This is a genomic window from Halovalidus salilacus (assembly GCF_031852275.1).
GTDB lineage: Archaea > Halobacteriota > Halobacteria > Halobacteriales > Natrialbaceae > Halovalidus > Halovalidus salilacus.
Genome location: NZ_CP134700.1, coordinates 2672411 through 2697069, shown reverse-complemented (window position 1 = coordinate 2697069; position 24659 = coordinate 2672411). Strand labels below are relative to the sequence as shown.

Sequence of the window (24659 nt, the reverse complement as noted above, 5' to 3'; positions counted from 1 at the left end):
CCATGTACGAACGCATACTCATCCCGACCGACGGAAGCGACGTTGCGGAAGTAGCGGTCGAGCACGCGCTCGACCTGGCCGAACGGTACGACGCCGAGGTGCACGCGCTGTACGTGGTCGACACGGACGCCGTCGCCTACGGCCTCGGATCCGAGCAGGTCGACCGGCTCAGGCAGGGGAACTTCGAGGGGATGACGGAACTCCGCGAAGCCGCCGAGGAGGCCACCGGCTACGTTCGAGAGCGGGCCGACGAACGAGGGCTGACGGTGATCGAACACACCTCGGGCGGTCGTCCGCACAAGATGATCGCCGAGTACGCCGAGGACAACGACGTCGACCTCGTCGTCATGGGGAGCCACGGTCGCGCCGGCGTCAGGCGCGCCCTCCTCGGGAGCGTCACCGAACGCACGCTGCGCTCGACCGACGTTCCGGTCCTGGTCGTCGACGCCCGCTAACGGACCGTCGTCGAACGGGTATTTTTGCGCGCGACCGAACGCGGAGCGGAATCTCCGGCGTTCGGCCGTCTTCGCGAACGGAACTCGTATCTCCAGACGTTCACCGTTACTCGGACTGAGACCACTTTCTGGCCAGGTCCATGTTCCAGACGAACGCGAAGTAGGCGACGACCCCCATGAACATCATGAGGTAGTACGCCCACGTCGGTCCCGGCACGACCTCGAACAGGAGGTCCACCAGCGTCACCCAGACGATGGCGAACAGCAGGTCCACCAGTACGCCCCAGCGCTCCTCCCGGGCGGTCTCGAGCCACTCGCCGACGCCGCTCACGCCCCGGTCACCTCCAGCGATTCCGCGGTATCCATACTCCGTGGTATCACGGTGCGAGCAAAAAGCTACCGTCGTCCCGTCGACCTGCCGGGAACGCGTGGCGCCGTTATTCCGTCACTGTCAGTAGTCGACGTCGCCCCACTCGAGGTCGGATTCGTTGACACCGTTCGTGCGTCCCGTCGGTACAGAGCACGGCGAGTTGCCGATTATCGGGGCCCGCCACGAGGACTCGCGAATCCGAACCCACATATGGGTGACGAGGCAATTTTCGGCCATGAAGGACGCACCCGAGGTCGCCGTCTGTCGGCTCGGCCACCGTCCCGGCCGGGACGAGCGGATGACCACCCACGTCGGGCTGACGGCCCGCGCGCTGGGGGCCGACCGCGTGATCTTCCCCGACAACGCCGCCGGCTCCCTCGAGACCGTCGCGGACATCACCGATCGATTCGGGGGTCCCTTCGCGGTCGAGCGGACGGACTCCCAGCGAGCCGTGATCCGCGATTGGGAGGGGGTCGTCGTTCACCTGACGATGTACGGCGAGCCGGTCCAGGAGGTCGAGGACGCGATCCGAAAGGCCTCCCTCGAGGCGGGCGAGCCGCTGCTGGTCGTCGTCGGCGCCGAGAAGGTTCCGTTCGACGTCTACGAGGCCGCCGACTGGAACGTCGGCGTCACGAACCAGCCCCACTCCGAGGTGGCCGGCCTCGCGGTCTTCCTCGACCGGCTGTTCGAGGGCCGCGAACTCGAGCGCGAGTGGGAGGACGCCGACCGTCGAGTCGTCCCGCAGGAGACCGGCAAGCTCGTCGAACCGGTCGACGAAGCGTCCGAGTGACGCGCTCGGGCGACCGCGTCCGCGCGACCGAACTCGATCGATCCGTTCACCGATCCTCCCGCCTCGAGTCCGACCCGGACAATCCCCCGCCGCTCGTCTCGATCTCGAACCGTGCACCCTCGTCGCCGTCGACGACCTCGATCGACCAGCCGTGGGCGTCGACGATCGTCTCGACGATCGCGAGCCCGAATCCGGTCCCGTCCGGGTCGGTCGTGTACCCCCGGTCGAAGATCCGCTCGCGCGCCTCCGGTTCGATCCCCGCGCCGTCGTCGGCGACGAAGACTCCCCCCACGCCCTCGAGCGGACCGACGGTGACGGTGATCGCCGCGTCCGAGGCGGACTCGTCGTCCGTCCCCGTCTCGGCGCGGTCGGTGCCCGTCTCGGCGTGATCCGCCCCCGGTCGTCTCGAGCGGGCCGCCGATCCGCGTTCTACGGCGTCTACGGAACCGACCGGTTCCGTGTGGCTCGTCGAACGGTGCGCTAGGGCGTCCTCGAAATCGTGCGAGCGAGGGTTCGTGGAACCGTGTTCAACGGAATTTCGAAACAGGTTCTCGAACACCTGCTGGAGTCGCTTGGGGTCCGCCTCGAGCGTTCCCGGGTCGTCGACGACCTCGAGTTCGGCGCCGACCGTCTCGACCGATTCCCACGCCGCCCGAACGACGGCCTCGACGTCGACGGGGCGCGGGTTCCGGACGCTCCGACCCTCGCGAGCGACAGCGAGGAGATTCTCGATCAGCGTCTCCATCCGGTCGTGCGCCCGCGCGACCTCTTCGAGCGCGGATCTCGTCTCGCCGTCGGCCGTCTCCATCGCCAGTTCGAGGTGGCCCTGCGCGACGTTCAGCGGGTTGCGCAGGTCGTGGCTCACCACCGAGGTGAAGGACCTGAGCCGCTCGTTCTGTCGCTCGAGTTCCCGTTCCGTGACCTTCTGCTCGGTGACGTCCTGAAACGCGTGGATCGTCCCCCGGAACTCGCCGTCCTCGAGCGGGAGCAACGCCGTGTAGACGTCGTGGATTCGGGTCTCTCCGGCGAGTCGGTGGGTCTCGACGAGGTAATTTCGTTCCGTGGCCTCCGACGTCGAGGAGAGGAGGTCGCGGACCGCCTCCACGTACGTCTCGACGACGGTCTCGTCGTAGTACCCCGCCTCGACCAGGTCGACGAACGGCGTTCCGACCAGCTCCGCTCGCGGGATCTCGAGGGTGTCGGCGAACACCTCGTTCGTCCACGTGATCACCCCCTCCTCGTCGAGGGTGATCAGTCCGGTGGGGGCCGCCTCAACGATCCGCTCGTACATGGACCCGGGTGGGTTTCACGACGTTCGTGAAAGTCATTCTCTCTCAATGGTCGCGATGAATCGTAGTAAATGAATCGGTATGCCGGGTTCGGTATTGATGTCGGTGGTACACAAAGAAGCACAACCCCGTCGTGAAACCTTCCCCCTGCGGATAGACCGCTCGAGTGAGAACGTGAATGGTGTTCGAGGGCACCCTCGAAGCGAGCGCGAGGAGTAGCGACCGTCAGTTCGTCGCGTCGACGCCGTCGGCGAGCAGCCGCTCGCGAACGGCCTCCCGATCGACGGTTCCCGAGGCCGTCCGCGGGAGCAACCGAGCGAAGCCGATCGTCTTCGGGCGCTTGAAGCCGGCGAGGCGCTCGTCGCAGTGGCCGAGGATCTCCTCGAGCGGGGGCCGGGTTTCGGGATCGGAGGGAACGAGCAGCGCCGCCACCCGTTGCCCCCACTCGGGGTCCTCGAGGCCGACGACCGCGGCCTCCTCGATCGCCAGGTGCGCGCGCAGGGCGGCGACCACTTCACCGGGGTCGACGTTCTCGCCGCCGGTGACGATCCGATCGTCCCGGCGGTTGAGCACCCACAGTCGGCCGCTCTCGTCCCGGTACCCGATATCGCCCGTGTGCAATCCCCGCTCGCCGAAGGCGGTGTCCGCGTGGGGATCCTCGAGGTAGCCCGGCGTCACCGTCGGCCCCGAGACGACGAGTTCGCCGGGTTCGCCCGCCGGAACCGGGTCGCCCGCCTCGTCGACGACGGCGACGTCGGTGAACGAAAGCGGCGTTCCGACGGTCGCGCGGCGCTCGGGGGCGACGATCTCGGCGGGCGTCGCCGTCGCGATCTGGGAGGCCGTCTCGGTCATCCCGTAGGTCGGGTGGACCGGCACCCCCGACTCGAGGCAGCGCTCGAGCAACTCCTCCGAGGCGGGCGCCCCGCCGAGGAGGACGAACCGCAGCGTGTCGGCGGGCTCCCAGCCGGCGTCGAGCAGCCGCTTGCACATCGTCGGAACGAGCGAGACGCCGGTGACGTCGCGCTCGGCGAGGGCGCGTGCCGTCGAGTCGGGACCGAACTCGCGCTGGATCACGAGCGTCGTCCCGTACAGCGCGGAGCGGATCGCCGGCGCGAGCCCGCCCATGTGGTACATCGGAAGACAACAGAGCCACCGGTCGGCGGGATCGACGCCGAGGCGGAACGCCGAGGCGGTCGCGCTGGCCACGAGGTTGCCGACGGTGAGCCGGACCCCCTTCGGATCGCCGGAGGTCCCGGAGGTGAACAGGATCAGCTGGGTGTCGTCCCGCTCGAGGGGGGCCGGTTCGACGGTCTCGGCACCCCCCGCGTCGACGGTCGTCTCGGCCCCGGGAAGCCGACTCGCGCGGGTCGACGCGGGATCGTCGACGGAGAAAACGGGTTCCTCGCGGTCGAGCAGGTCGAGGGCGAGCGACTCGGTGTCGCGCTCGCAGACGATTCTCGACACCTCGGTTCGCTCGACCTTCGCGGCCAGTTCGGGTTCCGTCTCGCGAACGTTCAGCGGCACGACGACGGCGCCGAGGCGCATCGCCGCGAAGAAGACGGTGGCGAACGCCGCGCGGGTCCCCATCAGCACGCCGATCCGCTTGCCCCGGAGGCCGGTCCCCTGGAGCGCGGCGGCGACGCGGTCGACCCGACGGTCGTACTCGCGGTAGGTCCACGTCCACTCGCCGTCTGATTCGGTGTCGGCGACGGGACCGGTATCGGCGTCGATACCGAAGCCGGATTCGGCGCCCACCTCGAGCAGGGCCGGTCGATCGGGGGTCGTCGCGGCCCGGTGGCTCACGAGGTCGCGCGCGGGCCAGTCGACTGTCTCTCGCATGTATCGGTCACTCGTTCCATACGCCTTCGACGCCAAGACCCTTCGCTTGCGGAACGACCGCGGCCCCCTTCTCGAAGAGGACGGGGTCCTTCGCGAGGTCCGCGGCCAGCAACTCGCCGGTCGCGAGCCCGGACGCGGGTACGTCGGGGATCGACGCCGCGAGGTGGACGGCGCCCGTCCGGGCGACGACGGCGTCGATGGTCGTCGTCACGAGCGGAACGATCTCGAGTTCGATCGCCCAGGCCGCCACCTCCCGGGCGACGTCGACGCCGCCGAGGGCCATCGGCTTCAGTACGAGGACGTCCGCCGCGTCGGCCTCGGCGACGGCGTCGATGCCGTGCTGGAGCAATCCCTCGTCGATCCCGATCGCGACGCCTCGACCCCGCAGCGCGGCGTGGCCCTCGAGCGCGCCGGCCGGGAGTGGCTGTTCGACCAGCGAGACGCCGAGGTCCGCGAAGGCGTCGATCGCCGCCGCGGCCTCGTCGTACGTCCACGCGCCGTTGGCGTCGACGCGGAGTTCCACGCTCGGGCCGACGGCCTCGCGAACCCGACGGACGCGCCCGACGTCCGTCTCGACGGTCTCGAGGCCGGCTTTCAGCTTACAGCAGGTGAATCCCCGTTCGACGGCCTCGCGGACGGCTTCGACGGCGTCGGCCGGCGAGCCACCGCCGATCGTCGCGTTCACCGGGACCCGACCGACCATCGAGGGTTCCCCGAGGTGGCGGTACAGCGGCGACGCCGCCCGCTTCGCCCGTCGATCCGCGAGCGCGAGCGAGACCGCGTGGCGGGCCGCCGCGGTTCGGTCGACGACTTTCAGCGCCGCCTGGGGGCCCTCGGTCTCCATCGCCGCGCTCGCCCGCTCGAGGGCCGCCTCGCAGTCGGCGTACGACTCGGTGAACCCCGGCAGGGGCGTCGCTTCGCCGTAGCCGACGAGGTCGTCGCCGTCGGCGCCGTCTTTTTCCCCAGCGCCGTCGCCCCCCTCGGCGCCCACCCGGACGACGAACCCGTCGCGGCTCTCGATCGTCCCGTGGGCGGTCTCGAGCGGCCGCGTCAGGTCGAGCGAGAACGACCGGTACTCGAACGACAGCGGCCCCGCGTCGTACTCGAGCGTCACGGGATCACCACGCCCGCGGCGAAGGCGAGGGCGTACAGCGCGAGCAGTTTGCCGGTCCCCTCGAGGGCCGGGTTGAGCGCCTCGCCGTCGGTTCGCGTGCAGACGGTCCCGGCGACCGTCGCGGCGTACGGGAGGGTCAACAGCGGCAGGAGGACGCCCGCCCCCACGTCCGTCGCGAGCCAGAACCACGGCGGCACCGCGTAGGCGAGCGCGAGCATCGAGACGTACTCGACGCGGCTCCACCGGTAGCCCAGTCGGACGGCGAGCGTGCGCTTCCCCGCGGCCTCGTCGGTCTCGAGGTCGCGAACGTTGTTGACGACGAGGATCGCCGTCGAGATGCCGGCGATGGGGAGGCTGGCGACGACCGCCTCGGTCGTGATCGCGCCCTCGGGGATGGTCGTCGCGAGCGGTTCGACGGGGAGCGACGCGGCCGCCTGGACGTAGAACGTCCCGGTGACGGCGACGACGCCGAAGAAGACGAAGACGAAGAGATCGCCGAGGCCGTGGTAGCCCAGCGGGTAGGGGCCGCCGGTGTACGCCCAGCCGCAGAGGACGCTCGCGAGGCCGATCGCGAGGATCGGCAGGCCGCCGACGTAGACGAGGTAGGTGCCCGAGAGGATCGCCAGCCCGAACGTGACGATCGTGGCGAGTTTGACCCGCTCGGGTGAGATCAGTCCCGACTGGGTGACCCTGGTGAACCCCTCCCGGTCGTCGGTGTCGGCGCCCTTCACGGCGTCGTAGTAGTCGTTCGCGAAGTTCGTCCCGATCTGGATCAGCGCCGCGCCGACGAACGCGAACAGCGCCGGCAGCGGCGCGAACACCCCCTCGTAGGCCGCGACCCCGGTCCCGACGATCACCGGCGCCGCGGCGGCCGGCAGCGTCTGCGGGCGAGCGGCCATCACCCACGCCTTCGTCCGTGAGACATCCGCCGTACTCATCACCCCTCACTCCCACTCGAGGGAGTGAAAACGTTGGCATTGCCGACGATCGACGCCTCCGTTCGCGTTCGATCATCCGAGACGAGTCCCGGAGTTGGCGCACGCCAAATAACCGGTTTCAGTGTGCGGCCCCTAGGAGGGAGTGATGAGCACGCCCTCCACGGAGGAGGACGCGCAGCGTTCGAGTCGCACGCTCGCGCTGCGGGTCCCGGAGATGGACTGTCCGTCGTGTGCGGGCAAGGTCGAGAACAGCGTCGACCGCCTCGAGGGGATCGAGAGCATCGAGGCGCGCGTGACCAGCGGACGCCTCGTCGTGGAGTACGACCCGTCGCTGGTGAGCGACGCGGACGTCCGCGAGCGCGTCGAGGCGGCAGGCTACGCCGTCGAGGGCGAGGTGGCCGAACGCTCCTACGCCGTCCCGGAGATGGACTGCGCCTCCTGCGCGGGGAAGGTCGAGAACGCCCTCGAGGGCGTCGACGGCGTCGACGAGATAGAGACCCGGCCGACCTCGGGTCGGGTGACGGTCTCCGTGACCGAGTTCGGCACGGACGCCGGCGGCGAGGCGATCGACGACCGGATCGTCGCGGCAATCGGCGAGGCGGGCTACGAGGCCGAACCGATCGGCGGCGACCAGGACGACGCCCTCGCCGGCGCACGGGCCGTGTGGCGCTCCCGACGAGCGGTCACGACCGGGATCGGCGCCGCGTTGTTGGCGGTCGGGCTTGCCCTCGAGTTCGCGCTCACCGGATCGAACCTCGAGCTGTTCGCCGTCGCCGGTCGCACGTACCAGCTCTCCCACGCGCTCTACATCCTGGCCGCGGCGACCGCGGGGGTACCGATCCTGCGCAACGGCTACTACTCCGCGCGCAACCGCAGCCTGGACATCGACTTCCTGATGAGCGCGGGCATCCTGGCCTCCGTCGCCGCCCACCACCCCTTCGAGGGGGCGACCCTGGCGGTCCTGTTCAGCGTCGCGGAACTGCTCGAGCGGTACTCGATGGACCGCGCCCGCGACTCGCTGCGGGAACTGATGGACCTCTCGCCCGAGACGGCGACGGTCCGCCGCGAGGACGGGTCCGAGGAGACGGTCCCCGCCGAGACGCTCGCCGTCGGCGACGTCGTGCTCGTCAGGCCGGGCGAGAAGATCCCGGCCGACGGGACGGTGCTCGAGGGCGAGAGCGCGGTCGACGAGTCGCCGATCACCGGCGAGAGCGTCCCCGCCGACAAGGCGGCGGGCGAGGAGGTGTACGCCGGGACGATCGCCGAGTCGGGCTACCTCGAGGTCGAGGTCGAGCGCGAGGCCGACGACTCCACGCTGTCGCGGATCGTCCGGCTGGTCGAGGACGCCGAGCGGGAGAAGACCGACCGCGAGCGGTTCGTCGACCGCTTCGCGGACGCGTACACGCCGATCGTCGTGGCCCTGGCGATCGCGGTCGCGACGCTCCCGCCGCTTCTCGTCGGCGCCTCGTGGAGCACGTGGTTCCTGCGCGGGCTGACGCTGCTGGTGATCGCCTGTCCCTGCGCGTTCGTCATCTCGACGCCGGTCAGCGTCGTCTCCGGGATCACCAGCGCGGCGCGAAACGGCGTCCTGATCAAGGGCGGGCGCCACCTCGAGGCCGTCGGCGAGAGCGACGTCCTCGCGGTGGACAAGACCGGGACGCTCACCGAGGGCGACCTCTCGGTGACCGACGTGATCCCGCTCGAGGGCGCCGACGATGCGGACGTCCTCCGGCGGGCGAGCGCGTCCGAGCGACGGAGCGAGCACCCCATCGCCCGAGCCATCGTCGGCCACGCCGAGGAGCGGGGGATCGACGACGACGGCGACCTCGAGGTGGGCGATTTCGAAGCGCTGACCGGCAAGGGCGTTCGGGCGGAGATCGACGGCGAGACTCACTACGTCGGCAAGCCGGACCTCTTCGAGGGCCTCGCCGACCTCGAGCACGTCCACGCGACGACCGACGGGGGCGTTCCCGTCGGGGCGTCCGCGTCCGAACCACGGCCGGAGTGCGACCGCGACGACTGCCTCGACGTCCTCAGCGAGGTCGTCCCCCGGCTCGAGTCGGAGGGGAAGACCGTGGTGGTCGTCGGCACCGAGGACCGACCGATCGGCGTCGTCGGCGTCGCCGACCGCGTCCGCCCCGAGGCCGAGTGGGCGGTCTCGCGGCTGCGGGATCGCGGCGTGCGCGTCGTGATGCTCACCGGCGACAACGAGGGGACCGCCCGCGCCATCGCCGAGCGGGTCGGCACCGACGAGTACCACGCCGAGTTGCTCCCGGACGAGAAACTCGAGTGGATCCGCCGACTGGACGACGAGACGGAGGGCGGCGTCGTCATGGTCGGCGACGGCATCAACGACGCGCCGGCGCTGGCCACCGCGAGCGTCGGCATCGCGATGGGCGCGGCCGGAACCGACACGGCGCTCGAGACGGCGGACGTGGCGCTGATGGGCGACGACCTCACCCGGTTGCCCTACCTCTACCGCCTCTCGCGGGCGGCTAACGGCGTCATCCGCCAGAACGTGTGGGCCAGCCTGGGCGTGAAGGCCGTGCTTGCCGCCGGCGCCCCGTTCGGGCTCGTGACGGTGATCCACGCGGTGGTCGTCGGCGACATGGGGATGAGCCTCGCCGTGACGGGGAACGCGATGCGCCTCGCCCGCGAGGTGCCGGAAGTACCCGAGGAGCACCTCGAGGACTAGCCGCGTCTTCGTCCGCCATCCGACTCGTCGCCGACGGACCCCTCGTTCGAGGAACCGAACGCGGGCGAACGACGCCGCACGCGACGCGGACTCGAGGCCGATCCGATTCGGGGAGCGACCGAGACGCATTTCTTCGTTCGGCACCGACTCCGCTACCCGGACGAGGACAATGCTCGAGGAAGCCCTACCCGTACTGCGTCAGGACCCCGTGATGGCCGAACTCGTCGAGAAACACGACCCGTACGTCGAACGGGAGTGGGACGAGTACGAGCGGCTGTGCATCTCCATCATCAACCAGCAGCTCTCGACGGCGAGCGCCGCCGCGGTTCGCGAGCGGTTTTTCGACCTGTTCGGGGGCGAGGTGACCCCCGAGAACGTGTTGGCTGCGGAGGACGAGGCGTTGCGGGCGGTCGGCCTCTCCCGGAGCAAGATCGAGTACGTGCGAAACGCCGCCCGGGCGTTCCGGGAGGACGATTACACCCGCGAGGGACTCGCGGAGTACGCCGACGAGGAAGTCGTCGACCTCCTCACCGAGATCAGGGGCGTCGGGGAGTGGACCGCCCGGATGTACCTCCTGTTCGTCCTCCGACGCCCTGACGTCCTGCCGCTGGGCGACCTCGCCGTCCGGCGGGGAATCGAGGCGCTGTACGCCGACGGCGACGAGCTAACGAGGGCGGAGATGCGGGAGATCGCGGAGGTCTGGCGCCCGTACCGGTCGGTCGCGACGCGGTACATCTGGGCCGAGTACGAATCCGACCCGGAGTGAGTCGGACGGTTGCTGCGTCCCCGAGACCGCAGGACGGCTTCCGGTCTCCGGAACTGACGGACCGCGGCCGTACGAGTCGTCCGCGCCTCGCTCCGGCCGGCCTCGGCGCGCAATTCGGGTCACCGTGCCGCCCACCGGTTCGTTCATCGCTCGGTAACGAGATGTTGTCCGCGTCCCTCCTGGGATCGCGACCGCGAGCGCGTGAAGATGGTGGTTCGAATCGTCCTAAAATCTGTTTACTCGTCCACGAGGTGGGTTTACCGGTCCTTACGCGCGAGTAAACGCCGATCACGCCGGCGGCTCTCGAGCCGCGGTCGGCCCGACCGAGTTCCTCGGGCAGCCGTCCCGCATAAATATCTAACTGGGAGGCGAGACGGCCACGCCGACTCAAGTGCGCGGCTCGCCGAGGTCCGGCGATGGCACACTATCCATCCGACGAACCGGAGCAGCGGCAGATGACGACCGATCGGGACCAGATCCGCGAGTGGGCCGATCGACGAGACGCCGTTCCCGTCACGACGAGCGGGAGTGAGGAGTACACGTTCGTCCGCCGCGAGGACGTAGAAGACACCCACGAAGAGCGATCGTGGGACGAGTTCTTCGAGACCCTCGAGGACGAGGATATGGTGCTCATCTACCACGAGGAGGATGAGGCGGAGGCGGGTTCCGACCTCGGCTACTTCGAACTCGTCGAACGCGACCGTGCGATGGACCGAGCCGACCTCGGCCACGACGAGTTCGAGGACGCGCTGCGCCGCGGCGAAACGGTGACGACGGAGGTCGTCGAGACGCAGGTCGTCGAGCGCGAAGTGGTCGAGCGCGACACGATCGAGAGCGAGATCGTCGACTCCGACGTGACCGGTCGCGACGTCGTCGACTCCGAGCGGCTGAGCCGCGAGATCGTCGAGAGCGAGTTCGCCGGCGACGACGAGATCGAACTGCTCGTCGTCGAGCGACGCCTCGACACCATCGAGGAGATCGAACACGTCACCGTCGAGAGCCGCGTGGTCGACGTCGACATCGACCAGCGGGACGAGGTCGAGCGCGACGACGTCCGCGCCGAGGTCGAACTCGAGAGCGTCCAGCGGTCCATCCTCGAGAGCGACGTCGTCCACTCGGACATCACCCCGGACGAGGTGCTCGGCGAGGAGCGCATCCGGAGCCAGCGGAAAGAGGGTGACACCGTCCACACCGAACTCGTGGAGCGACGGACCGTCGAGGAGGAACTCGAGGAGCGGATCCGAATGCTGTTCCGGCTGACGGAGTCGGAACTGATCGAGTCGGAGGTGCTCGAGCGGACGATCATCGAGGGCGAACTCGTCGACGTCGAGGAGCACGGGCCCGCCGAAGCGGCCGGTACCGAGATGGGTGCCGACGCGGAGGCGACGACCGGGACGGGAACCGAGGCGACCGCCGGCGAACCCGCGGGATCCGGAAGCCCGGCCCCGGCGACCGAGCCCGGAACCGCGGTCGATATCTCGAGCGACGACGAGGGGAAGACGGTCGTGGACGAACACGGCGAGGAGATCGGCATCGTCCAGGAGGTCGACGACTCGGGAACGGTGTACGTCGATCCGCAGCCCGGGCTCACCGATCGGCTCAAGGCGCGCTTCGGCTGGGGCGGCCACGGAGACGACGATTACCCGGTCGAGCCGGCCCAGATCAGGGAAGTGACCGACGACGACGTGATCCTGCGAGGGGAGGAGTAGGGCTCCCGGTTCGGGAGGCCGATACCACGCTCACTCCTCCTCCTCGGGGCTGTCCGGCGCGTCCCGGTCCGCGCGGCGGCCGACGTCGACGCGGTAGTTCCCGAGGATGTCCCGACCGAGGATCACGGGGTAATCCATGTGACTTCGGTCCTCGACGCTCGCGGTCACGGTGTGTCGGTTGCCGCCGACGCCGACGACGACGTCGACGACCGGGCGGCTCCTCGTGGTCTTGGAGCTGCCGGATTTCACCTTCGTGATGGACTTGATCGGACCGGCGCCGATCTCGGCGGCCAGCCGGGTGTCGATGCTGGTGCGTGTCGCACCCGTGTCGGACTTCGCGGTCACGGACGTGGAGCCGCTGGTTCCCGAGAGGACGACCTCCTCGGTGTAGCCGATGACCGACGGCTCCTCGTCGGGTCGGGTCGCCTCGGGCGGCTGGGCCGTCGGCATCGAGTCGTCGAGCACCGTCGAGAGCTCCTCGACGCGCTCCTCGTCGACCTCGCCGCCGGCGCGCTCGATGGCGAGCCTCGCGATGTACGGCGCGGGGCTGACCCGCGTCGCCTCGTGGAGGCCCTTGAAGCCCGCGGTGGGGTTGACCTCGAGGACGAACCAGCCCTCATCTCCCTCGACGAGGTCGACGCCGGCGTAGTCGAGGCCGATCGCCTCGGCGGAGCGAACGGCCATCTCCGCGGCCTCTTCGGGGAGGCTGTCGGTGGCGTCCTCGACGGTGCCGCCGAGGGCGACGTTCGTCCGCCAGTCGTTATCCGGGGCGTACCGGGTCATCGCGCCGACGATCTCGCCGCCGACGACGTAGACGCGGACGTCCCGGTTTCGCGTGTCCTCCCGGTCGATGAGTTCCTGCAGGAAGGCGTAGCGATTGCCGACCTTGGCGTTGACGGGGTCGTCCGGTCCGACCTTCCAGGTGCCGCCGCCGTGGGTTCCGATCGCTGTCTTGTAGACCGCCTCCTCGCCGAAGCGCTCGCGGACGGCGTTCAGCTGGTCGCTGTTGAGCCCGAGGTACACGTCCGGGACGCGGACGTCGTTGGCCGCGAGGACGGCCGCCGTCGAGAGCTTGTGGATCGCCGTCATGACCGAGCCCGGTTCGTTGAGCATGGGGACCAGCTGCGCGAACGTGTTCGCGAGACCGAGTTCCTCGCAGGGTTGCTCCGTGTTCGAGAGCAGCATCCGGTTCGCGATCACGTCGACGTCGGGCTCCAGGATGACGCTACCCTGGCTGACGTGGATGCTCGTGTTCTCCGCTCGAAGCCACTCGGTGTCGTGTCCGAGGTCCTCGACGGCGTTGAGGATCGCCTTCGTCTCCTTGCTCGTGTGGAGGCTCAGTACGCCGACGGTGACGGGATCGCCAGTAGCCATATAAACATATCACGCAGGGCTGGCGGAAAAACGTTGTCAGTGAACTCACCCCCGGCAAGCGGTATCAGGGACCCCGATCGGGCGCGTCGTGTCACCTGGACTGACGGTCGACGCGACCGCTTCCGTCGGAGGCGATCACGGCGACGGTCAGCCGAGGGGGTGCTCTTGTCGGCGTTCCGGACGCGACGAGCCGAACCGGATCAGCTCAACACGGTCCGAACCTCGCGCGGATCGACCAGCCCGCTCGCGACCGCCAGCACCGCCCACGTCGCGACCCCGAGGGCGATAACGCCGACGAGCGTGAGCGGGCTCGAGACCATCGGTACCACGAGGACCACCGCGGCGGCCATCACGCCCGTGATCGCACAGACGAGCCCGGTCGTTCGCAGGAGCGAGCCGACGTTCAGCGCGAGTTCGCCGTGGACGATCCAGAGGTTCACGAGGACGTAGACGGTGTGCGTCGCCACCGTGGCGATGGCAGCGCCGGCGACGCCGATCACCGGGATCAGTGCGACGTTGAGCGCGAAGTTCGCGACCGACGTCGCCCCTTTCACGACCGCTCGGTGTCGGGCCCGACCGAGGTAATCCAGGCCGTCGCTCGTGAGGTTGTTGATCGCCCCCAGGACGATGAAGCCGGAGAGGAGTTGCAACACGACGACCGCGCCGGCGTAGTCGGGGCCGAAGACCATCGTGACGAACGGGTCGGCGACGAGGGCGAGGCCCGCGGCCGCCGGGACGTACAGCGCCAGGACGTTGGTTAGCGCCGCCTCGTAGATCGACCGCGCCCGCTCCAGTCGGCCCGCGGCCTTGTGCTCGCCGAAGTTCGGCGAGATCGTAAACCCGAGCGACTCCGCCGGGGCGAGCACGAAGTCGGTGACCTGTTTGCCGAGGGTGTAGAACGCGACGGCGGTGGGGTTGAGGAAGACGCCCACGAGGACGACGTCGATCTGCTTGTCGATCACGTTCGCGCTCTGGGTCGCCATCAGCGGCACGCTGTACTCGAGCAGTCGACGGGACAGTCCGGGCTCGTAGCGCTTGGCGGGATGGTATCGCCCGTAGACGCTCCGGTAGAGCAGGATCATCCCGACGGCCCCGGCGACCGCGTAGCCGACGATGTACCCGAAGAGCGCGCCGAGCGCGCCGAACCCGAGGAGGACGAACCCGACGGCGAAGACGAGGCGGACCACGCCGGCCGAGGCCTGAACGGTCGCGCTGTAGACGAGGTCGTTGAACCCCTGGAACCCGATCATCGCGAAGCCGTGGAACGTCTTGGCGAAGACGTAGAGTGCGCCGGCGGCGAGGAACGGCGCCGCGTTCGGATCGCCGAGCAGGGACGCGAGGGGGTCTGCGAGCAGGAACAACCCGACCGCGACGACCGCGCCGAGGACGAACTTGTACCACGCCGACGAGCGGACGAGGTGGGGGATCTGTCCCGGGTCTTTCTCGCGGTACTCCGCGAAGTACCGGGCGGCGGACTTGCCGAGGCCGACGTCGGCGAACAACTGCACGACGGCGAGCACGCCGATGGTCCAGTACAGCGTCCCGTAGCCCTCCGGTTCGAGGAGGTAGCGCGCGAGGGCGACCATCAACAGCGCGCTCGAGACCATGTAGACCGCTCTGGCGAGGAGCGTCGCTTTGAACCCGCGAACGATGTCCTGTCCGTCCATGTGAACGTATTGCGTCCGATTTCGAACGCGAACGAAGGGGTGGGCGTTCGGTGCACCCGACCGTCGATTCGACGTCGAGCGGTACCGGGTCGGTGGCGGTGGATGCCCATAGTAATGGGCGCCGAACGCCGCTAAATCCCCGCGTACACCGACGCGCGTCGGACGGGGGCTCGTCCCGCCGTCAACGCCCGTCGCGACCGTCGCGATCGACGCGACGGCCACTCGCGGACTCGGGGCGAGACGACACGGTGAAAAGCGGGGGAGTCGATCGGGGGGTGACCCGATCAGAGGTACGACGCGTCCCAGCGGGTGGCCTTGCGGCGGTTTCCGCAGGTGTTACACTCGATCCGCCCCATCGCGTCCATGGCGTTGTCGACGGTGTCGCAGTTGCCGCAGAACCAGCCGAACCGGTCCTTCCTGTCTTCGGTCCGGTAGGCGGCGTAAAACGGCGATTTCGACCCCTTCGCGGCCTCGCCGTAGCTCACGTAGACGGTCTCGTCCTCGATCTCGAGTTCGTCGACCGCGGCCCACCCCTCATCTTCGGTTCCCTCGACGTAGACGTTTTCGGTGAACGTTTCGCCGCCGATCTCGACGTCGCGCTGGCCGGCCCGGTCGAAGCCGTGGTCCCGGTAGAACTGGTTGCCGCCCTCGTTGTCCGCGAGGACGAAGCCGTGGATCTGATCCGCCCCCTCGTCGAGGAGTTTCTCGCGGGTTCGCACCAGGAGGCGAACGCCGATGCCGCCGCCCCGGTGGTCCGGGTGGATGTGCAACCAGAGAATGTTCCCGGAATTGTACCGTTGGCCGACCAGTTCGCTCTGGGAGAAGCCGGCGAGTTCGCCGTCGCGCTCGACGAGCAACGCGATCGTGTGCTCCCCCGCGAGTTCCTCCTCGAACTCCTCGCCGTACCAGTTCTCGAGGGCGCTATCGATCAGTTCTTCGTCGAGAAAGTCGGTGTACGACGAGTTGAGCGACGCGCGGGCGATCTCGCGAATCTCGTCGACGTCGTCTGTCGTGGCTTCACGAACGTCCATGCCCCGACCTACGATGGCCTGTTACAAAACAGCTGTGCGGATCACGGTCCGCCGGGAGTCCAGATCGTGCCGTAAAAGCGATCGTTCGTACAATTATTGCCGACTGGGGTCAGCTGTCCGACGAGTTGGCGGACCGCGGACCGTGAGGTCGCACCTTTTATACCGCTGCCCACGCAGTGGGGGATATGAACGACGACGCCTCGGCGTCGGACGAGTCCGGCGACTCCGACGACCGTGGCACCCTCGAGGACGCGTTCACGTACAACGGTGGGCGGGTCGACCCCGGCGAATCCGCGAACATCCGGTACGGCATCAGCGAAACCTACCTCGGCGATCCGGTCAGGATCCCGGTGACGGTTATCAACGGCGAACACCCCGGTCCGACGGTCTTCCTCTCGGCGGCGGCCCACGGCGACGAACTCAACGGCATCGAGGTCGTCCGGGAGGTCGCCCACGACTGGGACCACTCCGACCTCCACGGCACGCTCGTCTGTCTGCCCGTGATGAACGTCCCCGGCTTTTTAGCCCAGGAGCGGTACCTGCCCATCTACGATCGGGATCTCAACCGCTCGTTCCCTGGCCGGGAGGGATCGACGAGCGCGCGGCGGATGGCCCACCGCATCTTCACGAACTTCATCGAACCCTGCGACCTCGGCATCGACTTTCACACCTCCACGCGCGGGCGGACCAACATGCTCCACGTCCGGGCGAACATGGACCGCGAGCGGACCGCCCGCCTCGCCTACGCGTTCAGTTCGAACGTCGTCATCGGCGGCGAGGGCCCCTCCGGAACCCTCCGGCGGGAAGCGACGGAGGCGGGCGTCCCGACGATCACCGTCGAGATGGGCGAGGCCCACCGGTTCCAGCGGACGCTGATCGACCGGGCGCTCACCGGCGTGGCGAGCGTCCTCGCCGAGTTCGGCCTCCACCCCGACTCGTCGGTCTACTGGCCGGGCTGGCGAACCGTCATCGAGGGGAGCGACGAGAAGACCTGGCTCCGGGCCGACGCCGGCGGCATCGTCGACATGAAACGCGGCCGCGGCGCGCTCGTCGACGTGGGCGACGTCATCTGCACGATCACCAACCCGTTCAAGGAGGACGACGAGGTCGTCACCGTCGAGGCGCCCTTCACCGGGTTGATCGTCGGCGTCCTCGAGAACCCCGTCGTCTACCCCGGCAATCCGCTGTGTCACCTCGTCGGCCTCGACGAGGACACCCTCCGGGCCCTCGAGCAGGAACTCTCGGGGGACGAGGTGCTTTCCGAGATCCGGTGAACTCGACCCCCGAGGCGGTGACGCGGGGCGACCGCTGACGGACGCGCGCGTCGGATCGGCCCCCGCTAATCGGCGCGCGCTACCGGCGCGCGGGCCCACGAAACGCGGTGACCGCCCTCGAATCGGGGAAATAATTTACTACTTGGAGAGTACGCGCCGGTACTTTCCCCCTCGACCGCGAACGTGTTCGGATCTCGCGGCCGGACGCCGCGGCGTTTCGAACACGTGTCAACTGCCGACGAGGTGGTCAGCGGCGTAAAAGTAACTTCTATACCTACGGGGTCTAACCCTCAACGTGAGCGCATGAGTCAGTCTTACAATCGCGGCCTCATCGAGGACTTCGGCCGCTGGAAGGAGTTCTCGGCCGGGATGTGGGCGTGGATCTTCCACAAGTTTACGGGGTGGATGCTCATCGGCTACCTCTTTACCCACATCGCGGTGTTGAGTACGGCAATCGGCGCAGCGAGCGGTGATCCGGGATTGATCGCCGCCGAGTCGGACGTCTACACGAGCACGATCCAGGGACTCGAGGAACTGTTCATCGTCCGCATGCTCGAGGTCGGACTGCTCGCGGTGGCGGTCTTCCACATCCTCAACGGCCTCCGGCTGTTGATGGTCGACCTCGGGGTCGGCCTGGACTCCCAGGACAAGAGTTTCTACGCGTCCCTGATCCTGACCGGCGTCATCACCGTCGCGAGCGTTCCGACGTTCCTCAGCGGGGTGGGCTTCTAATGGCCGAACGCTACTCCTCGTTCACCCCCGGCGGCACCGCGTGGTTCCTCCAGCGCATCACGGCGGCGTTCCTCGTCGTCGCGCTGGCGTTTCACTTCTTCCTCCTGCACTTCGTCAACCACGCCGCCGACGTCACGTTCGCCATCTCACAACAGCGCATGGAGAACGTCGGCTACTTCATCACGATGACGCTGTTTCTGGTCGCCGGCACGTTCCACGGCGTCAACGGCGTCTACAACGCGCTGGTCAACCAGGGACTCGACGGCACCCAAAAGAAGGTCGTCCTGGCCGTCCTGGTACTCGCGGGCGCCGCGTTGATCTTCCAGGGTACCTGGGTCGCACTCGCAATGGCGGGGTGGATCTAACATGAGCACGCAACAGCAAGAACCGGAAACCGTTGAATCGCCGCAGGATCCGGAGATGAAAGGCGCCGAGTCGCCCCAGCAGGAGCGACTCAAGGAGAAGCGCGACCGGGCCGCGGAGCGACCGACGGACGAGTCGGAACTCGAGGGCGAGACGGTCCACATCAAGGTGTTCCGCTACGACCCCGAGGTCGAAGCCAAGCAGGAACCGCGGTTCGACGACTTCTACGTCCCCTTCGAGAAGGGGATGACCGTCCTCGACGCGGTCATGTACGCGCGGGACAACTACGACTCGTCGCTGACGTTCCGCCACTCCTGCCGGCAGGCGGTCTGCGGGTCCGACGCCTTCTTCGTCAACGGCCGACAGCGACTCGGCTGTAAGACCCAGATTTCGGACCTCGAGCAGCCGGTGCGGATCGAACCGCTGCCCCACCAGGAGGTCATCAAGGACCTCGTCGTGGACATGGACCACTTCTACGAGCAGATGCACGCCGTCGAGCCGTACTTCAAGCAGGAGGACCTGCCGGCGGGCGACCTCGAGGAGCAGCGTCAGTCGCGGGAGAACCGCGAGAAGGTCAAGATGTCGACGCGCTGCATCTGGTGTGCCTCCTGTATGTCCTCGTGCAACATCGCGGCGGGCGACAACCAGTACCTCGGCCCGGCGGCGATCAACAAGGCCTACCGGTTCGCGATGGACGAACGCGAGGACGAGGAGATCAAGGAACACCGACTCCGCATCCTCGAGCAGGAACACGGCGTCTGGCGCTGTCAGACCCAGTTCTCCTGCACCGAGGTGTGCCCGAAAGACATCCCCCTCACCGAGCACATTCAGGAGCTCAAGCGTGAGGCCGTGAAGAAGAACCTGAAATTCTGGTAACCATGTACGAACACGACGTCATCGTTGTCGGCGCCGGCGGCGCCGGCCTCCGGGCTGCGATCGCAGCGCACGAAGCGGGAGCGGACGTGGCGATGGTCTCGAAGCTCCACCCGGTCCGCAGCCACACGGGCGCGGCCGAGGGTGGGATCAACGCCGCCCTCCAGGAGGGCGACGACTGGGAGCTCCACGCCTACGACACCATGAAGGGGTCGGACTACCTCGGCGACGCCCCCGCGATCGAGACCCTCGCGAAGGACGCCCCCGAAGAGACCATCACCCTCGAGCACTGGGGCATGCCGTTCTCGCGCGAAGAGGACGGCCGCGTCTCCCAACGACCGTTCGGCGGCCTCTCCTACCCGCGCACCACGTACGCGGGCGCCGAAACCGGCCACCACCTGCTGCACACGCTGTACGAGCAGGTCGTCAAGCGCGGCATCCAGGTCTACGACGAGTGGTACGTGATGCGCCTGGCGGTCACCGACGAACCCGACCCGAACGACCGGACGTGCCACGGCGTCGTCGCCTACGACGTCCAGTCCGGTCGGATCGAGGGCTTCAAGGCAAGCGGCGGGGTCATCCTCGCCACCGGCGGCCCCGGCCAGGCGTTCGACCACACAACTAACGCCGTCTCCTGCACCGGCGACGGCCACGCGATGGCCTACCGCGCCGGCGTCCCGCTCGAGGACATGGAGTTCATCCAGTTCCACCCGACCTCCCTGCCGTCGACCGGCGTCCTCATCTCCGAGGGCGTCCGCGGCGAGGGCGGCATCCTCTACAACGAGGAGGGCGAGCGGTTCATGTTCGAGTACGGCTACGCGAACAACGCCGGCGAACTCGCCAGCCGCGACGTCGTCGCCCGCGCCGAGTTGACCGAGGTCGCGGAGGGACGCGGCGTCAAGGACGAGTACGTCCACCTCGACATGCGCCACCTCGGCGAGGAGCGCATCCTCGACCGCCTCGAGAACATCCTCCACCTCGCGGAGGACTTCGAGGGCGTCGACGGCCTCGTCGAGCCGATGCCGGTCAAGCCCGGCCAGCACTACGCGATGGGCGGCATCGAGGTCGACGAGAACGGGAAGACCTGCGTCGACGGCCTCTACGCCGCGGGCGAGTGCGCCTGCGTCTCCGTCCACGGCGCGAACCGCCTGGGCGGGAACGCGCTGCCCGAACTCATCGTCTTCGGCAAGCGCGCGGGCTACCACGCCGCCGGCGAGGACCTCGGCGAGGCCCGGATCGAGACCGGCTACGCCGACGACGTCGAGGACGAGACGGACACCGACCTCCCCGTCACGCCCGGCGAAGCGGGCATCGAACCCGCGGGCGAGGACGGCGTCGCCGCCGACGGCTCCGGACAGGTCACCGACGCCGACGCCGCCCTCGAGCGGGCCGTCGAGGCCGAGCGCGAGCGCGTCGACCGCCTGATGGACAAAGACGACGGCATCCAGCACGCCGAGATCCGAGCGAAGCTTCAGCAGGCGATGACCGACTACGTCAACGTCTTCCGCACGGGCGACGGCATCAAGAAGGCGCTCAAGGTCATCCGCGAGTGCCGCGAGGAGTACCAGCACGTCTACGTCGACGACCCCTCGCGCACGTTCAACACCGACCTCCAGCAGACCTACGAGACGCGCAACCTCATCGACGTCGCCGAGACGATCGCCCTCGGCGCGCTCGTACGGGACGAGTTCCGCGGCGCCCACTGGCGCCAGGAGAACCAGATCCGCGACGACGAGAACTGGCTCAAACACACCCTCATCTCGTGGAACGGCGGCAAGCCGTCGATCTGGTACCGCCCGGTCATCCTCGAGGGCGAGGACAAGGTCTACGAGCCGAAGACGCGAAGCTACTGAGCGAGCGAATTCCGTTTTCGAGTCGACTCGAGCGGTTTCCGTCGGGTTTCGGGGACGTCGAGCGACGTCGATCGGCGTCGCCGCGGATCGACGGTCAGAGTCCCAGACTGTCGAGGAGGTCGAAGCCGAGGCCCAGGTGGTCGACGATCCGGTAGCCGACGTAGATGCCGACGATCCCCATCAACCCGGGTAACTCGGGTGGGGCCGGGATCGGTACGTGGAGGTATCGAAACAGGCCGCCGGTGAGCAGTCCCGTCACCATCGCGAGCAGGGTCAGCTGTGCGTTCATCGGTTTGCAGATGCCCGACGGCGTACAAAAACGATCGGTATCGGCCGGCGGTCGCCCCGGGGTTCGACGATCGTCGCTCGCTCGATCGACGGTTCGCGTCCACGATGTCCACGTTCGGACCCCGACGAGGGGAAATCGACCGTTCGCGGTGCGATGTCGGGGCGCACGGAAACGGCCGGTGGGGGACGAGTCCCCCCTCTGAAATTCGACGATCGACGTAGGGAAGTTTGAATATCGTCGAACTACATGGTCCACCCGATTCGATATGCGTACGGACGCACGGGCGGACGCGCCGGATGGGAGCGAGGACTCGGGAGCATCGACGCTCGAGAGGGAGCGAGCGCCGGCGGTCGCGGTTCCGGCGGACCTCGAGTCACCGCGGGCGAAACTGGTCTACCTCGCGGTCGCCGTCTGGGGCGAGATCTCCGCGGACGACCTCTGCGAGCGACTGGCGCTGCGGAAAGGGACGGTGCTCTCGATCGCGAACGGGCTTCGCGAGCGCGGCTACCTCGAGCGGCGGGGGATGGAGTACGCGCTCGCCTGATCGCGCGAACGTGCGGTCGGCGGAGAACGGGCCCGGTGCTACAACTCGATTCGTTCGACCAGTTGCTCGCGGTTCTCGTTCGTGTTGACCGCGACGATCCGGATCTCCTCTTCCAGCCCCGAGCCCTCGAGTTTCGCCTTCAGCAGGTTGTCGACCTGGTAGACGCCGGCGGCGTTGGTCATGGCGATTTCGACCAGCACTGGCGTGCTATCGCCCTCCTGGAGGGAGACCCGGCTGATGGCCTGGCTCGAGAGGGTGTTGATGCCGCGGCCGCCGTGTTCGTAGGGGATGCGCGAGCGCCCGCGCTCCATATCGAGGGCGTCGGCGACGCGAATAACGCCCGCCTCGGTGGTCAGCGGCGTCTCGGAGCGGTGGTGACAGAGGATGGCGTGGAGGGCCTCGCCCTTCATGCGGACGGAGTCGGCGACGTCGTAGAACTCGGGGAGGATCCGATCGAGGACGTCGGCGGCGAGCGGAATCGAGTAGTAGGCGTGGCTGTCGCGGTGGACGACGTGGCCCACGTCGTGGAGGGTCGCCGCGAGCGCGATGATGACCGACTCGTCCTCCTCCTCGAGGCCCTGCTGGCGCGCGCCGTTGAAGTCGACGTTGCTGGCTTTGAGGAGGTCGTAGAGGCAGAGCGCCCGGTTGCGGACGATCTCGATGTGCTTCGCCCCGTGATCGTTGTACCGCATCCGGTCGACGGCGTTGACGTTCTGGGCCTCGAGGTAGGTCCGGATCTCCTCGTCGGCTTCGACGAACGCGAGCACCTCGTTTAGCTTCTCGTCGGGAAAGTTGTGCTCGGCGTCGGGGTCGTAGACGCGGCCGGCGGTCTCGTCGTCGCTCGAGTCGCTCATACCTCACCCGTCGGCTGCGGGCTAAAAAAGCGCTCCGTCGTCGGCGGATTACCGTCGTCCTTCGTCGGATTCAGGCGTCGGCGGCGGCCGCTTCGACCTCGTCGTAGTCCGGTTCGAGGCCCGGATCGTCGCTGACCCACGAGTAGACGACCTCGCCGTCCCCGCCGACGACGAACACCGCGCGCTTCGCGACGCCGAAGACGCCCAGGTCCGCGAAGTCCATCTCGACGTCGTAGGCGTCGACGACCTCCTTGTTGTAATCGCTGAGCAGGCCGAACTCGAGGTCGTTCTGCTCGCGGAACTCGTTGAGCGTGAACGGCGAGTCGCGGCTGACGCCGTAGACGGTGGCGTCGACGTCGTCGAACGCGGCCAGGCGGTCCTGGAACGTGCACATCTCCTCGGTGCAGACGCTCGTGAACGCGCCCGGGAAGAACGCGAGGACGATCGGCGCCTCCCCCTCGAGGCGCTCGGAGAGCGTGAACGATTCGACGTCGCCGTTTGCGAGCGGTACGGTGAAGTCCGGTGCGGAATCTCCCGTCGAAACCATCAGGTTCCCATTTCGTTCACGGAGGAAAGACGGTTTCGTTCGCGGAACGACCGATGGGATAGACTGGCACGCACGCGACCCGTCGGCCGTCGTGCGTGTAGGCGTCAAGCAAATAACGGTGGCCGATGAACGGGCGGTGATGGCATCCATCCCCGAACAGTACCACGACCTGTTCGAAAAGAAGACGTTCGCACACGTCGCGACGCTCACGGAGGAGGAGACGCCGCACGTGACGCCGGTGTGGATCGACTACGAGGCCGACGACGATCTGCTGTTGATCAACACCGAACGCGGTCGCCGAAAGGAGCGGAACGTCGATCGGAATCCGGCCGTCGGGGTGAGCATGACCGACCCGGACGATCCGTACCGCCACCTCTCCGTGATCGGCGAGGTCGAGGAGGTCACGACGGAGGGTGCCCGCGAACACATCGACGAACTGGCCGAGCGGTACACGGGCGAGTCAGAGTACTCGAACCCGATCGAAACCGAGCGGGTGATCCTTCGAATTCGCCCGGACGAGGTGCTGTGAGCGAGAAGGACCGTCTCGCGGCCGACACGCGTGACGTCGCGTCCGTCGATTCGCCGGCGAGAGGGCCACGGAGCGATCGTCGCGATCGCGCACTCGTGTCAGGTGTCCGATCGGCTAGCCGATCGTACCCGCACACGCGGGTTTCGAGCCGTCGTTCGGGGCGTTTTCGGACCCTCCGCTCCAAAAAGGTTATAATTGCCAGCGGTCAAGCCACGCATAGAGATGGTAGTCGAAAATGCACCGCTGTTCGTCCCCACGCCGGGGGGTCCGGAGTTACTGATCATCCTTTTCATCGCCATCTTGCTCTTCGGGGCGAACAAGATCCCGAAGCTCGCCCGCTCGACCGGTGAGGCCATGGGCGAATTCCAGAAGGGGCGTGAAAAGGTCGAAACGGAACTCGAGGAGATGCGCGAGAAGGGGTTCGAAGAGGAAGACGAGGACGGGGACGACGACTTCGTCGACACGAGTTCGGTCGCCTCCGAGGGAACCGAAACCGAAACCGAAACTGAGACGGAAACGAACTGAATTTTTTCTGCCGGGGGCGTGTGGCCTAGCGGAGAGGGCAGGAGGTTCCTAACCTTCTGATCGCGGGTTCGAATCCCGTCACGCCCGCTATCGTGCCGAGCGCACCGAGGTCGATAGCGGACCGTGCGGGATTCGAAGTAGAGAAGACGCGCGCAACGGAGCGAGCACGTCTTCGCGTAGTTCGAATCCCGTCACGCCCGTTACCGGTCTCCACCAACGATGGGCGACCTCGAGGAATT

General features: G+C 68.0%; 24 protein-coding genes and 1 tRNA gene. 14 read left to right on the top strand and 11 right to left on the bottom strand.

All coding sequences use genetic code 11. The features are described 5' to 3' along the window. The first annotated feature begins 2 nt into the window (after positions 1-2). Positions 3-455, top strand: coding sequence for a universal stress protein (locus RJT68_RS13315; RefSeq protein WP_407037044.1), 453 nt, complete (start codon positions 3-5; stop codon positions 453-455). A gap of 106 nt (positions 456-561) precedes the next feature. Here the strand turns inward: RJT68_RS13315 and RJT68_RS13310 are convergent, their stop codons facing one another. Then, positions 562-786 (bottom strand): hypothetical protein, encoded by a 225-nt coding sequence (locus RJT68_RS13310; protein ID WP_407037043.1) that lies wholly within the window; start codon positions 784-786, stop codon positions 562-564. A 274-nt stretch (positions 787-1060) separates the two neighbouring features. Between RJT68_RS13310 and RJT68_RS13305 the strand changes: the two genes are divergently transcribed. Then, positions 1061-1615, top strand: coding sequence for a tRNA (cytidine(56)-2'-O)-methyltransferase (locus RJT68_RS13305; protein ID WP_407037042.1), 555 nt, complete (start codon positions 1061-1063; stop codon positions 1613-1615). A 46-nt stretch (positions 1616-1661) separates the two neighbouring features. Here RJT68_RS13305 and RJT68_RS13300 read toward each other — a convergent pair whose 3' ends face one another. From RJT68_RS13300 to RJT68_RS13285, 4 genes are all read right to left on the bottom strand, one after another. Further along, entirely contained in the window at positions 1662-2906 is a 1245-nt protein-coding gene (locus tag RJT68_RS13300; protein WP_407037041.1) for a two-component system sensor histidine kinase NtrB, read from the bottom strand. A gap of 223 nt (positions 2907-3129) precedes the next feature. Beyond that, on the bottom strand, positions 3130-4743 hold the full coding sequence (locus RJT68_RS13295; protein ID WP_407037040.1) for a class I adenylate-forming enzyme family protein: 1614 nt from the start codon (positions 4741-4743) through the stop codon (positions 3130-3132). Positions 4744-4750: 7 nt separating this feature from the next. Beyond that, a complete protein-coding gene (locus tag RJT68_RS13290; RefSeq protein WP_407037039.1) occupies positions 4751-5857 on the bottom strand; it encodes a mandelate racemase/muconate lactonizing enzyme family protein in 1107 nt (368 codons plus the stop codon). Then, positions 5854-6795: a 1,4-dihydroxy-2-naphthoate polyprenyltransferase gene (locus RJT68_RS13285; protein ID WP_407037038.1), complete on the bottom strand. Its 942-nt coding sequence runs from the start codon at positions 6793-6795 to the stop codon at positions 5854-5856. The genes RJT68_RS13290 and RJT68_RS13285 overlap by 4 nt, the downstream gene beginning before the upstream one ends. 145 nt (positions 6796-6940) lie before the next feature. Here RJT68_RS13285 and RJT68_RS13280 point away from each other — a divergent pair, with 145 nt between their 5' ends. The 3 genes from RJT68_RS13280 (at position 6941) to RJT68_RS13270 (ending at position 11965) form a co-directional block, all read left to right on the top strand. After that, positions 6941-9490 carry a heavy metal translocating P-type ATPase gene (locus tag RJT68_RS13280; RefSeq protein ID WP_407037037.1) on the top strand — a complete coding sequence of 850 codons (2550 nt, stop codon included), beginning with the start codon at positions 6941-6943 and terminating at the stop codon, positions 9488-9490. Between the two features lie 169 nt (positions 9491-9659). After that, the gene (locus RJT68_RS13275; RefSeq protein ID WP_407037036.1) at positions 9660-10256 is read left to right on the top strand and encodes a DNA-3-methyladenine glycosylase family protein; all 597 of its coding nucleotides are present in this window, start codon (positions 9660-9662) and stop codon (positions 10254-10256) included. Positions 10257-10672: 416 nt separating this feature from the next. Next, positions 10673-11965 (top strand): hypothetical protein, encoded by a 1293-nt coding sequence (locus tag RJT68_RS13270; protein ID WP_407037035.1) that lies wholly within the window; start codon positions 10673-10675, stop codon positions 11963-11965. 30 nt (positions 11966-11995) lie between these two features. Here RJT68_RS13270 and RJT68_RS13265 read toward each other — a convergent pair whose 3' ends face one another. From RJT68_RS13265 to RJT68_RS13255, 3 genes are all read right to left on the bottom strand, one after another. After that, a complete protein-coding gene (locus RJT68_RS13265) occupies positions 11996-13339 on the bottom strand; it encodes a RimK family alpha-L-glutamate ligase (RefSeq protein WP_407037034.1) in 1344 nt (447 codons plus the stop codon). Between the two features lie 200 nt (positions 13340-13539). Next, positions 13540-15006 (bottom strand): flippase, encoded by a 1467-nt coding sequence (locus RJT68_RS13260; RefSeq protein WP_407037033.1) that lies wholly within the window; start codon positions 15004-15006, stop codon positions 13540-13542. A 284-nt stretch (positions 15007-15290) separates the two neighbouring features. Next, a complete protein-coding gene (locus RJT68_RS13255; protein ID WP_407037032.1) occupies positions 15291-16037 on the bottom strand; it encodes a GNAT family N-acetyltransferase in 747 nt (248 codons plus the stop codon). Between the two features lie 185 nt (positions 16038-16222). Here RJT68_RS13255 and RJT68_RS13250 point away from each other — a divergent pair, with 185 nt between their 5' ends. From RJT68_RS13250 to RJT68_RS13230, 5 genes are all read left to right on the top strand, one after another. Continuing rightward, positions 16223-17311, top strand: coding sequence for a succinylglutamate desuccinylase/aspartoacylase family protein (locus tag RJT68_RS13250; RefSeq protein WP_407037031.1), 1089 nt, complete (start codon positions 16223-16225; stop codon positions 17309-17311). Positions 17312-17614: 303 nt separating this feature from the next. Beyond that, positions 17615-18043, top strand: coding sequence for a succinate dehydrogenase, cytochrome b556 subunit (gene sdhC / locus RJT68_RS13245; RefSeq protein WP_407037030.1), 429 nt, complete (start codon positions 17615-17617; stop codon positions 18041-18043). Next, the gene (locus tag RJT68_RS13240; RefSeq protein WP_407037029.1) at positions 18043-18408 is read left to right on the top strand and encodes a succinate dehydrogenase hydrophobic membrane anchor subunit; all 366 of its coding nucleotides are present in this window, start codon (positions 18043-18045) and stop codon (positions 18406-18408) included. The genes sdhC and RJT68_RS13240 overlap by 1 nt, the downstream gene beginning before the upstream one ends. A 1-nt stretch (position 18409) precedes the next feature. Further along, positions 18410-19282 (top strand): succinate dehydrogenase/fumarate reductase iron-sulfur subunit, encoded by an 873-nt coding sequence (locus tag RJT68_RS13235; protein ID WP_407037028.1) that lies wholly within the window; start codon positions 18410-18412, stop codon positions 19280-19282. 2 nt (positions 19283-19284) lie between these two features. After that, a complete protein-coding gene (locus RJT68_RS13230; protein ID WP_407037027.1) occupies positions 19285-21132 on the top strand; it encodes an FAD-binding protein in 1848 nt (615 codons plus the stop codon). Between the two features lie 94 nt (positions 21133-21226). On the opposite strand, the gene RJT68_RS13225 is transcribed toward RJT68_RS13230, so the two are convergent. Then, entirely contained in the window at positions 21227-21421 is a 195-nt protein-coding gene (locus tag RJT68_RS13225; RefSeq protein ID WP_407037026.1) for a XapX domain-containing protein, read from the bottom strand. Between the two features lie 265 nt (positions 21422-21686). Between RJT68_RS13225 and RJT68_RS13220 the strand changes: the two genes are divergently transcribed. Next, positions 21687-21965: a MarR family transcriptional regulator gene (locus RJT68_RS13220; RefSeq protein WP_407037025.1), complete on the top strand. Its 279-nt coding sequence runs from the start codon at positions 21687-21689 to the stop codon at positions 21963-21965. A 38-nt stretch (positions 21966-22003) separates the two neighbouring features. On the opposite strand, the gene RJT68_RS13215 is transcribed toward RJT68_RS13220, so the two are convergent. Both RJT68_RS13215 and RJT68_RS13210 read right to left on the bottom strand, forming a co-directional pair. Next, complete coding sequence (locus RJT68_RS13215; RefSeq protein ID WP_407037024.1) at positions 22004-22819, bottom strand: HD domain-containing protein; 816 nt, start codon at positions 22817-22819, stop codon at positions 22004-22006. A 70-nt stretch (positions 22820-22889) separates the two neighbouring features. Beyond that, positions 22890-23366 (bottom strand): redoxin domain-containing protein, encoded by a 477-nt coding sequence (locus tag RJT68_RS13210; RefSeq protein ID WP_407037023.1) that lies wholly within the window; start codon positions 23364-23366, stop codon positions 22890-22892. Between the two features lie 139 nt (positions 23367-23505). Here RJT68_RS13210 and RJT68_RS13205 point away from each other — a divergent pair, with 139 nt between their 5' ends. The 3 genes from RJT68_RS13205 (at position 23506) to RJT68_RS13195 (ending at position 24507) form a co-directional block, all read left to right on the top strand. Beyond that, complete coding sequence (locus RJT68_RS13205) at positions 23506-23895, top strand: pyridoxamine 5'-phosphate oxidase family protein (protein ID WP_407037022.1); 390 nt, start codon at positions 23506-23508, stop codon at positions 23893-23895. A 222-nt stretch (positions 23896-24117) separates the two neighbouring features. Further along, positions 24118-24420: a twin-arginine translocase TatA/TatE family subunit gene (tatA, locus tag RJT68_RS13200; protein ID WP_407037021.1), complete on the top strand. Its 303-nt coding sequence runs from the start codon at positions 24118-24120 to the stop codon at positions 24418-24420. A gap of 14 nt (positions 24421-24434) precedes the next feature. Then, a tRNA-Arg gene (locus RJT68_RS13195) sits at positions 24435-24507 on the top strand. Positions 24508-24659 lie beyond the last annotated feature (152 nt).